This window comes from Methanosarcina sp. 2.H.T.1A.6, assembly GCF_000979455.1.
Taxonomy (GTDB): Archaea; Halobacteriota; Methanosarcinia; order Methanosarcinales; family Methanosarcinaceae; genus Methanosarcina.
The window spans coordinates 1-12,326 of sequence record NZ_JJOY01000048.1 but is presented as its reverse complement, the minus strand read 5'-3'; the positions used below and the strand labels follow the sequence as shown (position 1 = coordinate 12,326).

The 12,326-nt window shown below is 41.0% G+C and carries 9 protein-coding genes; 3 read left to right on the top strand and 6 right to left on the bottom strand.

The genetic code is table 11. From position 1 onward, the window contains the following. Positions 1-22: 22 nt before the first annotated feature. The 4 genes from EO98_RS13925 to EO98_RS13910 form a co-directional block, all read right to left on the bottom strand. The gene (locus EO98_RS13925; protein ID WP_048137740.1) at positions 23-949 is read right to left on the bottom strand and encodes a glycosyltransferase family 2 protein; all 927 of its coding nucleotides are present in this window, start codon (positions 947-949) and stop codon (positions 23-25) included. Further along, positions 939-1,988 carry a polysaccharide deacetylase family protein gene (locus tag EO98_RS13920; RefSeq protein WP_082098625.1) on the bottom strand — a complete coding sequence of 350 codons (1,050 nt, stop codon included), beginning with the start codon at positions 1,986-1,988 and terminating at the stop codon, positions 939-941. Before EO98_RS13920 ends, EO98_RS13925 begins: the two co-directional genes overlap by 11 nt. Continuing rightward, a complete protein-coding gene (locus EO98_RS13915) occupies positions 1,972-3,045 on the bottom strand; it encodes a DUF354 domain-containing protein (protein WP_048137735.1) in 1,074 nt (357 codons plus the stop codon). The genes EO98_RS13920 and EO98_RS13915 overlap by 17 nt, the downstream gene beginning before the upstream one ends. A gap of 610 nt (positions 3,046-3,655) precedes the next feature. Next, on the bottom strand, positions 3,656-3,937 hold the full coding sequence (locus EO98_RS13910; protein WP_235282906.1) for a hypothetical protein: 282 nt from the start codon (positions 3,935-3,937) through the stop codon (positions 3,656-3,658). A 250-nt stretch (positions 3,938-4,187) separates the two neighbouring features. Here EO98_RS13910 and EO98_RS13905 point away from each other — a divergent pair, with 250 nt between their 5' ends. Then, positions 4,188-5,471, top strand: coding sequence for a UDP-glucose/GDP-mannose dehydrogenase family protein (locus EO98_RS13905; RefSeq protein ID WP_048137733.1), 1,284 nt, complete (start codon positions 4,188-4,190; stop codon positions 5,469-5,471). A 117-nt stretch (positions 5,472-5,588) separates the two neighbouring features. Here EO98_RS13905 and galU read toward each other — a convergent pair whose 3' ends face one another. Continuing rightward, positions 5,589-6,482, bottom strand: a complete 894-nt coding sequence (gene galU / locus EO98_RS13900) for a UTP--glucose-1-phosphate uridylyltransferase GalU (RefSeq protein WP_156161144.1) — start codon at positions 6,480-6,482, stop codon at positions 5,589-5,591. Between the two features lie 507 nt (positions 6,483-6,989). Between galU and EO98_RS13895 the strand changes: the two genes are divergently transcribed. After that, complete coding sequence (locus tag EO98_RS13895) at positions 6,990-7,940, top strand: NAD-dependent epimerase/dehydratase family protein (protein ID WP_048137731.1); 951 nt, start codon at positions 6,990-6,992, stop codon at positions 7,938-7,940. Positions 7,941-8,380: 440 nt separating this feature from the next. After that, a complete protein-coding gene (locus EO98_RS13890) occupies positions 8,381-9,562 on the top strand; it encodes a hypothetical protein (protein WP_048137729.1) in 1,182 nt (393 codons plus the stop codon). A 68-nt stretch (positions 9,563-9,630) separates the two neighbouring features. Here the strand turns inward: EO98_RS13890 and EO98_RS13885 are convergent, their stop codons facing one another. After that, positions 9,631-11,103 (bottom strand): flippase, encoded by a 1,473-nt coding sequence (locus EO98_RS13885; RefSeq protein ID WP_048137727.1) that lies wholly within the window; start codon positions 11,101-11,103, stop codon positions 9,631-9,633. Between the last annotated feature and the right edge of the window lie 1,223 nt (positions 11,104-12,326).

The window sequence follows — 12,326 nt, the reverse complement described above, 5'->3', positions numbered from 1 at the left end:
CTTATAAAATATTTTAAAATGTTCACCGTTCTCCCTGCTGGGCATCTGTAGAGTTACGGCTTAAAGCCCCCGAGATTCTGGAAAACAACAGCCTGATGTTTAAACTTCTGTAGTAAGCCCTTATTTCCATGTCCTTGATCTTTTTCTCCCTCTTAAGGGTTGAATTGAGGTATCCATAGAGGTATGCAATTCCTGTGTAATAGGGAGACTTCAGAGTATAATAAAGCGTATTTAACAGAACCACAGGCAAATTTTTATCCACATAATAAGCCATCCAGCCATTTTTTACATATCCTTTCCAGAGTCCCTCCCCTGCACTCGTCTTTCGTTTCTGGATTTCAACTACATCTGCGTACTGCCTGAGTTGCCAGCCCCGAAGAAGGGCTTTAATATTGGAAATGGAATCAGGAGATGGTTCTACCAGATAACCTTCAGTCTCGAGGAAACAGGATTTTCTCCAGAGCCTTCCTGTGCCGCGGGGCAGATTTTTATCTGAGACTTCTCGTGAAAGTTTGCCACCAACGTCATAGTAAACCCCTCCACTTGCAATCCCAAGAGATGAATCTTTTTCAAATTCGCCCAGTAACTTTATAAAATAGTTTTCATCGAGTACGGTATCGGCGTCAAGAAGACCTATGTAATCATACTCAATGCCATTTTCCCTGCAGTAATCCAGTGCATGATCAAATCCCTGTTTGCAGACGTAGCTATAGTGAAAGGTTATATCTCTTGGCCTTGGAGGGAGCCTTATGCTCTGAATCCAGGAGTATCTTGCCTTCAGCCCTTCGAGAATGCGGGGAGTCTCATCCGTACTCCCATCATCCACTATGATCCATAGTGCAGGTGTTACTTTCTGCCCTGTTACAGACTTAGAAACATCAGGAAGGTTTTCCTCTTCATTCCTTGCAGGTGTAATCAGCAGATACTTCCCATTAGAATCAGAATTCATTCTCCCACCACCTGTAAATCTCTTCTCCGCTTGTCATCCATGCCCCTTTTTCAGAGCAGTACTGCAGAGCCATTTTATAGAGTTTGATCCAGTCTTTTCTGAAACTGCACCCGAAAACGAAGTTATGCCACAGCAGGGTAATGACCCCATTGAACCTTGCTGTTGTATCTATCAGGTCCTTTGTGCATCTCCAGGCTTCCTCAAAAGATCTGGAATCTTTGAAAAGAGCTACATCCATTACAGTAAGCGGGATTTCCAGGATGCCTATCTCCCGGTCTTCATTCAGATTATATGGTCTGAAAGGGTGGCACATGCCGTTCCTGAAGCCAACTGAATCACTGTATCCGAAAGTTGAATCATAGCTAAAACCGGCATCTGCCAGCAGTTCCCAGGTTTCCGGAGTTTTGAACCTGAGATAATGGTTGCGGAAACCGAGGACTTTTTTACCCAAAACGTTTTCCAGCCTTTTTTTTTCACTTTTTAGCGCTTCAAGGTTGTTATATGAATAATATCCACCATGCAGACCAGCTTCCCACCCTCTATCGGAAATTTCTCCCAGATAGCTTTCTACATCCTCTATATCATATCTGAACCTTTTGGGGTCCTCTCTGCTAGCAATGAAGTAAAATGAGGACTTTGCCCCAAAACCGGCCTCTAGATCCATGATTTCTGAAAAGTTAAGATAAGGCGAGTGCTCAGGCCCTCGGGATTTCCAGAGGAACTGAGCTGCCAAACTCCGGAAATCCAGATCTTTCAGGCAGTGGGCTGAGGACAGAAGGCTGTGGGAAAGAGGAGGATAAATATCATCCATGTCATGAGTCAAACATACAGCAAAGGTTTTGTTTTCCGGAAATTCAACTTTCATCCCGTGCTCTACCAGGTATCTGGATGCCTCAGGCTCAGAGGCGTTTCTGAGGTCTTTCTCAGCAAAAAGAAAACGCCCGTGCTCATCGAGCTTTTCGGATAAATACTCTTCTTTTCGGGAAAAAATGTCCCAGATTTTTGCGTTTTGCTTTAGTAAATCATGCATAGCTCTCATCCGAAACCGCAGATACGGAACCTCCGGACTTTTTACCAGGAAGGCCCTCTATGAGTTCTACCATGAATTCGGTTACGTTAATTTTATCCCTGAGTAGAGTAGCTCTCTTAAGGCCCCAGGTCTTCTTGAGTTCAGGGTCCTTAAGAAGTTCCACAGCCTTTTTCAGGGCAGATTCCGAATCACTGTAATTGAAGAGCAAACCGTATTTCTCCTCGAGTTCCGAAAAGTTTCCCATCGTTCCCGCAAGGGAGGAAACATAGATAGCCGGAGTTCCAAGAATTGCGCTTTCAACAGCCATGGTTGCTCCCTCACCCACACAGAGTGTAGCATAATAAAGAAGGTCATGGATTTTTTCGGAGGGTATCCGGATTCTGTATCGGTCAAATTCTTCTGCCAGTTTTCCTTCTGAAGAAATGAAAACCTTACCGAATTTTTCGAGTTCTTTAATAAGTGCGATCTTATTATCGATTCCATGCTGTCCCACATCATGGTGTGCACCCCATGAAATAAAGCGCAGAATTACGAACGGTTCGCCTACCTCCATACCGAGTTCCCGTAAAACCTCAGGATTCGGGGAGAAATAAGCTGGATGAAGATATGCCAATTCATGATAGCCGCTGTACTTGATCTGCTTTTTTCCTGCATCTTTTTTAAAGGATGTGGGCGTGCATATAACATCACAGAAAGGATAGGTAACTTTCTGGGCTATTACTGCATGTTCAGTGTCATTAAAAATTATGGATTTTTTCCCCAGTGCCCACGCAACATGGGCAACAGGAGGGGAAAGAATGCCCATAATGAGGTCTGGATTAAACTGGCGGGCTATATTATAAAGTTTAGACTCTCTTATGAACAACTCTTCAAACAGGTGAATCTTACCCTGTTTGACCTTACTTAAAACTTTATGCGGGATTTTATAGGCATCTAATAACTCTATTACAACATCTTTATCCCTTGAGACAACCATAACCTGGTGTCCTTTTTTTTCAAGATTCCAAATAGTGTTTTTAAAAAAATGAACGTGGGCTGGATGCCCTATATCAACAATGACCCTCAAGATTTTCACTCCCGAACTGATCCCCCAATCATAATTCCATTAATTGAGGAAAAGGACAGTTTTTCTTACGAGAAGGCAACGGTATAAAGGAAAGTAAGAAACGAATTTAAATGCCAAATCCGGAAACAGATAAGGCAAGATGCTTTAGATAAATCAGGAAGTCATTCTACTTCATCTATTAGAGAAGCAGTCAGTTGAACCCTGGTTCTTCTTAAGTTCCTTTTTTCCGAACCTTGATTTGATTTAAAGTCCCTTAGATTTCCCCTGAGCTGACAACAGGATGATGGCAACCCGGCCCCCCGGCTATAGCCCACCCAATTACAGCGCCTCCTTGAACTTAAATATTTGATACTGATAGGATCACTAACAAATACTATTATGCTTAGAAGATAAATAGTTCAGGAATAAATAGTTATGGAAACTAAGATACTGAACTAAGATAAGTATAAATTAAAACCCACGGATAATTCCAATTTTTTTAGCTTCACAAACGAAAAAAAATAACCTATTATAACCTATTATAACCTATTATTACTCGGTAATATTTCAGCGGGACGACCACCTCCGGAAGAACGAAGAAAATCCCTAAAACGTAAAAAAATTAAAGTGTTTAGGGGGTTAACCCTGTAAAAATCATTTCCAAGCATGCAAAGAGGAAATTGGTAACAAAACATATCAACAGAGGGTATATCCCCATATCAATAGAATCTATTGAAAAAGAGTCTTCTTTCAGGGAAACCAGAAGCATTTCCTTCATCCCCACAAGAACGATTAGTCCCAGAACCGTTATCCTGTAAAATTCAGGAACTCCAAAGTCCGTGTAAACAAAACAGATGCCTGAACCGGGAAAATGATTTCCCAGAGCAAGATTTTCGGTACCCAGGATCAGCATTGAAAGCACTATAAATCCCCCAACTTATCATTAACGGTATTGTAAGAACATGTACTAAATTCTAACTATAGAAACCTATAAACTGTCAAACTATATAAATATTCAAACCGGTACGAAAAAGATAAGTATATGAAAGCCTGAAAACGAGAACCTTCAAAAACCAGGAATTGCAAAGAGATACAGCCTATCAAAAAATAAATAAGAATTGGGATCGATTACCTCTTCAATTCCCGAGAAAGAGGTTCAGATTATGAAAGTTTCGGTTATAGGTTCAGGGTATGTGGGTTCAGTCACTGCAGCCTGTTTTGCAGAGGTCGGACACGAAATCATCTGTGTAGATATTGACAGGAAAAAAACGGAGCAGATAAACGCAGGCATTCCCCCCATCTATGAAGAGGGGCTCGGAGAGCTTTTGCAAAAATATGCAGGAAAAAAACTCATAGCAACTACTGATTATGAATTTGCGGTCAATGAAACGGATATTTCCTTTATCTGTGTAGGAACACCTTCAGCCGAAGATGGGAGTATAGACCTTTCAATTGTCCGGGCAGCAGCAGAAAGTATCGGTGCAGCCCTGGCAAAGAAAGAAGGCTACCATGTAGTTGTAGTAAAAAGCACAGTAGTACCCGAAACGACAGAAAAATTTGTCCTCCCGGTCCTTGAAGAAGCATCAGGAAAGACAGCCGGAAAAGATTTCGGTGTCGCAATGAATCCAGAATTCCTCAGGGAAGGAAAAGCCGTCCAGGATTTCATGCACCCTGACAAAATAGTTGTTGGGGCGATCGACAGACGCTCAGGAGATCTGGTTTCCGAACTCTACAGGACCTTTGAATGTGAGATCACGCGTACAAGTCCGGCAACCGCGGAAATGATCAAATATGCGAATAACTCCCTGCTTGCAACCAAGATCTCCTTTGCCAACGAAATAGGAAATATTTGCAAAAAGCTGGGGATTGATACCTATGAGGTCATGGAAGCTGTAGGGAAGGACTTTAGGATTTCTTCAAAGTTTTTAAATTCCGGAGCAGGCTTTGGGGGATCATGTTTCCCGAAGGACGTAAAAGCGCTTATAGGAAAAGCAAAAGCAATAGGATACGCTCCTGTGCTCCTTGAGTCCGTGATAGCTGTAAATGAAAGGCAGCCCATTCTTATGACTGAAATTCTCCAGATGAAAATCGGGGACCCAGCAGGCAAAAAGATCGCAGTCCTTGGACTTGCCTTCAAAAATGAAACAGATGACATAAGAGAATCCAGAGCAATTCCTGTGATTGCTGAACTCCTCAGGCTTGGAGCCAGAGTTTCGGCTTATGACCCGATGGCAACAGACAACATGAAGCGCGTCTTTCCCACAATCGAATACCTTGATAAGGCCTCAGATGCCCTTAAAGATGCAGATGCCTGTCTTGTGATGACTGAATGGGAGGAATTCAAGAATCTCGATTCCGAATTCCAGGGCATGAAAGGAAAGATAGTTATTGACGGAAGGCGGGTAATTAAAGCGAAAAATGTGGATTATGAGGGACTCTGCTGGTGAAAATCAGCAGAAATTATCGCCCCCATTTATTACCTATTTATTAGATAGTCTTTTGACTATCTTTTTTTAAATAGATCTTACTTGATGCTTCTATTATTATCTGGATTGTTATTATCTTTACTTTTTCTTTTCTGTCGGAACCTTTTCAACTGCCAGGATTTCGCGCAGGTACTCAAGTACATCATCTCTAAGGCTTTCATTCTTAAGGGCAAAATCCACTATGGACTTTACATACCCAAGCCGGTCTCCGGTGTCAAACCTTTTTCCTTTGAACCTGCAGGCGTAGATCATCTGAGACCTGTTCAGGAGCCTGATGCCGTCCGTGAGCTGGATCTCACTTCCTACACCGGTTCCAGCTTCCTTTATACAGTCAAAAATTTCAGGAGTAAAGACATAGCGTCCGATTGCCCCTACATTGGAAGGAGCAGCTTCAGGAGAGGGTTTTTCCACAATATCCTCAAGCACGTACAGGGAATCATCAATAGGCTTGCCCTTTATAATCCCGTAGCTGCTCAGTTTTTCGTAAGGCACCTCTTCGACTGCGATGGTTGACCGTCCGTATTTTTCAAAGTTCTCGATAAGCTGGGCAGTGCAGGGTTTGTCGTTGACTATGATATCGTCTCCGAGAAGCACTGCAAAAGGCTCATCTCCGATATGGTTTTCTGCCCTTAGAACCGCATCTCCCAGACCATTTGGCTCTTTCTGGCGGATGTAGTGGATATCCACAAGGGAGGAGATGTTCCTCACCAGCTTCAGCATGTCGGTCTGGTGTTTTTTCGCAAGGTGCATCTCCAGTTCAGGGGAATCGTCGAAGTAGTCTTCAATGGCCCTCTTGCCTCTTCCCGTGATGATAATTATATCCTCGATCCCCGAGGCTATGGCCTCCTCCACGACATACTGGATGACGGGCGTATCGATGATTGGGAGCATTTCCTTTGGCATGGACTTGGTGGCAGGCAGGAAACGGGTTCCGAGACCTGCTGCCGGGATAACTGCTTTTTTTACTTTCAAGATGGACACTCCAGAAGAAGGGAAAAATTTCATTTGAGCAATTTCAGATATGTGTTGTTTACCTTGCACTACAATTATCATTAATTTTTCCCTCTCCTGGGAGAGGTTCATGAGTCTTCGGTTAAGTTCGGAATCATGATAATTGCATCCATTTATACAACAGTTATTTAAAAATTTAGCCGAGTTGGGGGTGGAGCAGAGCATCGATTTCAGGTAAATAGGGCAAAATGTGATGCAGACTTCGGGTACAAAATCGATAGCCTTCAGACAAGAAAATTTCTTAATCGATGACCAATGAAGAAGAATTTGAGAGTGGGTTAAGAAGGATAGTGGAGTGCTGTCAGGCAGTACTCCCATTTTTATTTATTTTTTAGAAGAGCGCTTGAGTGAGCTTACACTTGCCTTTTGTATCATGGAAGGGGAAGTAGAGAAAGGAAAAATGTTTGCTCTGGACAAACATAAATAAAGATATTTATAAGTTAAAGGGAGATTAGTGGAAGATTTCTTATGTCCCTAAAAAAGAAAATACTGGTAACAGGCGGAGCTGGCTTCATAGGAAGCAACCTTGTAGACCGTCTGATGGAAAAAGGAAACAGAGTCCTTGTTTTTGACAACCTGAGTTCCGGGCAGATGGAATTTATAGAGCACCACCTTGAAAATCCTGAGTTCACCCTGATGAAAGGAGACCTGCTCGACCAGGAAGCAATCGAAAGCGCCTGTAAAGGTATCGACTTCGTCTTCCATGTGGCTGCAAACCCGGATGTCAAGCTGGGGGCTTCAGATACGAAAGTCCATTTCGACCAGAACATCCTGGCCACCTATAACCTGCTGGAAGCAATGAGGAAAAACGGTGTTAAAAAGATTGTATTTACTTCAACATCCACAGTCTACGGGGAAGCAAGTGTTATGCCCACACCCGAAAGTTACGGCCCCCTTATCCCCATATCCCTTTATGGTGCCTCCAAACTCGCCTGTGAAGCCCTCATTACTTCATATTCCCATACCTTTGATATGCAGGCCTGGATCTTCAGGTTCGCAAACATCGTCGGACCCCGCAGCACTCATGGAATTACTGTAGATTTCATAAGGAAACTGAAGGAAAATCCCTGCGGACTCGAGATTCTCGGGGACGGAAAGCAGGAAAAATCCTACCTCCATGTATCGGAATGTGTTCATGCGATCCTTTTTGCAATAGAGAAAAGCAAAGAAGAAGTAAATATCTTCAATATCGGATCCGAAGACACTATCAGTGCTACAGGGATAGGAAAAGTCATTGTGGAAGAGATGGGGCTTTCTGACGTAGATTTCACATATACCGGAGGGAGCAGAGGCTGGAAAGGCGATGTACCAAGGATGAGACTCGGGATTGAGAAATTAAAAGCTATGGGATGGAGACCGGCCTATACATCGGAGCGCAGTGTACGAGAAACGGCCAGGGAACTGCTTTCAGGAAACTGAGAATTTATAGGAAGAAGCGTAAAACTCATTGGTCTTTAACCCGGGGGTATAAGACACAATAAGGCAGAAACTACCCTATTTCAAGCATGTGGAGATTCCGAAGGTAATCTGTGAAACAGGAAGCCTGTTAAATCTTTAGATTTAGCGGGCGGTCCACATGAAACCTCAGTACATACAATTAAACCTCAAATTTCAAAGGATAGCTAACTTTTCCGATTCTCGTCGCCTTAATACCTTATTCCGAGTCTGTAACCGCAATTGAGGGTACAAAGTTATAGATTCCGAGAAAACAGGATAGAACTGGTTCAATTTGAAGAAAAAGAGCCAGATAAACGCAAGGTTAACATTGTTAACTACAGTATTTAAATAAGTTGAAAGTTAACACTGAAAAGCGGGGAGGACTTCAAAGTTCCCAACTCAGAATTAAAGGTGTATGTGATATGAAGAAAAATGACTGTGCGCTTGTTCTGGGGGGATACGTCAACGGATATTCGATAATTAAGGAGTTGTACGAGAAAAAGATAGAAGAAATAGTTCTTTTCGGGTGTTTCAGAGAACTTGCCTCATACAGTAATAAAATAAAGAAGTTTGTGCTTATTGATAATACCCCGGATAGCCTGCGCAGAGAGATTGAAAAGCTCCATCAGGAGTATGAAAAAATAATTGTATTTCCCACTAATGACCTGCAGCTTGAAAATTTGCATACCATTTATCCTGAAATCCATTCCTTCTGTTTTTTGCCCTTTAATCCTGAAAACCTGCTAACCTGCCTGGACAAATATATCCAGTACTCTTACTGTGAAAAGCTTGGTGTTCCATATCCTAAAACAATACTTCTTCAGAAAAAAGATGATCTGGAAAATATCAAAACTATCCAGTTTCCTGTTCTCCTGAAGCCAAACAAAAGGGAAGACCTGAGAAGAAAGGTCTTCAGAAACCTGAAGATAGATAATACTGAAGATATGAAGAAAGTACAGAAGGAAATCGAAAATTATCTGGATACTGGAATCAAGTTCCTGGCTTCAGAAATAATTCCGGGAAATGGGAACTGTATATATGCTTATGTAGGGTACAGAGACCAGAAAGGAAGGACCCTTAACGAATGGACCGGAAAAAAATTATCTCAATACCCTGATAATTTCGGAGTATTTTCAGCCGCTTCAAATGAGGCACCTGAAGAAGTGCTCGTACAGGGAAGAACCCTCCTGAATAGTATGGATATAAAAGGAATCGCACAACCTGAGTTTAAATACGATTGCAGGGACAAAAAATACAAGCTTATGGAGATAAACCTTCGTTCAATGATGTGGCATAGGGTAGGTAACCTATCCGGGGTTAACCTGCAGTACTCCCAGTACATGGATGCACTGGGAAAAAAAGTAAGCCCCCAGGTGCAGGTGAAAAACAAGAATATCCATTTTCTCTATATGAAACATGAAATAAAAAATCTGATAATGCAGAAGAAATACCTCAGGACTTTTTTAAAGAATATTATAGAGTCAGATGAAACCCATTTTGCTGTATTTGATAGAAAAGATATAAAGCCATTTTTAAAGGACAGCACGGATATAGTGAGCGGAGCTATCAAAAAGTTCCTGCGAGTACTGGGAATAACAGGCTGATGAGTTATTCAAAAGCTGAGACTAACCAGCTAATCCATATTTACTCGATACCGAGAATACAGGACAGATTATTTGCTGTTTGGGCTCACCTTTGACCTGAATAAATATCTTTTTATTAAAGACATTTCATGGTCAGTAAAGCCGCCCACCAGCAACATCACAACCACATAAATAAACGTGCCTGCCCCCATTGCTTCGAAAAGCTCAAGTATACCTGAGATGGCGAAGCTGGAAACAAAGAAGTACATAGCCATTGATGACAAAATACTTTTTGCAATGTCCATAAAATAAAAATCAAGTTTAAAATGTTTAAGGGACATGCGCATGCACAGCATAGCCATCAAAAAGTAGGAAACAAGAGTTGAAATAGCAGCACCGATAATGCCGACTGACGGTATGAGAATAAGATTGATTAGAACGTTTGAGACAGCAGCAATGATATTAAGATAGGTAGTAGACTTCGTTTCTTTTATAAGGAATATTGTATTGACAAAAATCTGAAATATTCCTGCCAGAAGCCCTGCAAAAGCAATAATAGGGATTACAAACCAGCCAGAAATGAAATCTTGAGTGGTAAGGACCCCAAGCAAAGGCTTTGCAAGAGCTGAAAGTCCAAAAACTGCGGGGATGGAGATAATAAGGAAGTACCTCAGAGAATGAGACATGTAGATTCTTACCTCATCCATCTTATTCTCATCAAACAGCTTTGAAAGCTCGGGAAGGAGAATAAGCTGAAGAGGGCTTACAAAAAGCTGGATAAGGTTCCCGATTGAACACGCTGCAGAATAGACACCTACACTGCCAAGGCCTAGAAAATAAGTAACCATATATCTGTCACTTGATTCCGTAACCCATCTGATAAGTGCGTTTGGAGTTAACGGCAGAGAAAACTGCAGGTACTCTCTGATGTAAGTGAACCGCGGGATAACAAACCCTATCTGTGAAACTATGGTAATAAGGGTGATTAAAAAAATCAGACCCTGAACCATTAAAGTAGCGGTTATTACTCCAAGAAGCCCGTACCCCATTTTAAGGAAAAACAGTATAAGTAACAGTTTTCCAAAGGTTTCAACAAGAGTAAAGTAAGAAAATTTTTTAATTTGCCTGAAAACTCTGAAATAAAAAAGGGATATAGACTCAATTACGTTCAGTAGAATTAAAAGGGAACCTGCCTGAACAAAGTAGGTTGCTTCAGGGTCATTAAAACCGAAAGTTGCAAGTGGTTCTGCAAATACGTATAACACGAATGAAGCCAGACAACCTGATACTGCAACAAAAAAAAGGATTGAGTATACTGCTTCCCTTATTATTTTCGTATCGGTTTCGGAAGATAAAAATCTGACGAAACTCATCGAAAGCCCCATCAGTGCAAGAGAAGAGATTAAAGATACTGTAATATTGATCTGTGCCCAGAGTCCGTAATCATATGCTCCAAGGGTTTTTGTAATAATGGGAAGTAAAAAGAAGGTACTAAGGCTTGTAAGTATCTGAACAATCCCAATAAAGCCAACATCCCTTGCAAATTTTTGATATGACATCATACCACCTTAAAAAGAACTATCTCTTTTTCCGTTTTTAATTAAAGGAGCTTATGATATAGTCGCGCGAAAATCTCTTTCGTAGCCTCGATTCAGATCACGAATTAATGTTTGACATATAAATCCTTTTGACCGCCATTGATTATCCGACTCAGGTTTTAGCATGGATATTGATTGTTTTTCGATAACCGGAGCGAATTGGTTTATTATCATCAAAAACACCTTTAATTGCAAAGAGAAAGTATGGAGATTTTAAATTTATTCTCAGCGTTAACTTTATTCTTATAATAAGGGCACAATAATTTAGATTCATAGAAACACCTTTAATTCGGAAATAATCATGAATTCGAGAACGGGAGATAGATAAGAATTCTCGCCGTTAACTTTCAATTTATTTAAACGGCGTTTTCTTTTGAATAAATCGGGCTCCTTCTCACCCCAAGAAGAGAATTCTACAAAGGATAAAAGCCTTTGTGTTTAAATAAATTTTTATAATAGTTTATTATCAGCCTACTTTCGGCATGTAATCTACTGTTTTCATAATATTTTTATTGATAGTGTTTTTGCTGGAAAGCATATTATTCCTGATACAGAACATGGTTCATTGTTTATATTTATCGTGAGATTTGGGGCATATGTGAACCAGCTTCAGACCAAATTCATATTTAAATAAGAGAGGAAAAACGTCATCATTAAGCAATCCCAAAATGTAATGTAGACCTACCAAAAGTAGGATGCAGGCAACCAAAACCATCAAAAAGAGAATTTGGCAAGTATAAAAAGATAGAATGAAAATTAAAGAAAACCGTACAGAGAATCAGGATAGGACATGTGAACTGCCCCCAGGCTAAACAAGCTGCCAGAAAATTACCCCCAGTAATAACCGAAGTTATTCTATTTTGATTTAAAGGCTTTAAATACCTTTTTTTGTAGATGTTTGCCCTGAAATTGAATTGTCGGACAGTCTCTAAAGGTCAGGGTAGTCGTGACCCTCTGCGCTCCCATAGTAATAAAAAAAGAAAGGTGAAAAGTGCCATTACATAAAGCACATCATCTTATAAAAAAACGTTAGATTTGCCCTTAAAAAGTTGGGCATATCTCAAATTTAAAAGGGGGTTTTTCCGAAAAGCAGGCATTGGGAAATTAACATATCCTGCAGCCAGAATTTCGGATTACCTCCTTAAAGGACATCCAAACCTTTAGCTGTATACCAGTTGAAGTTTTGG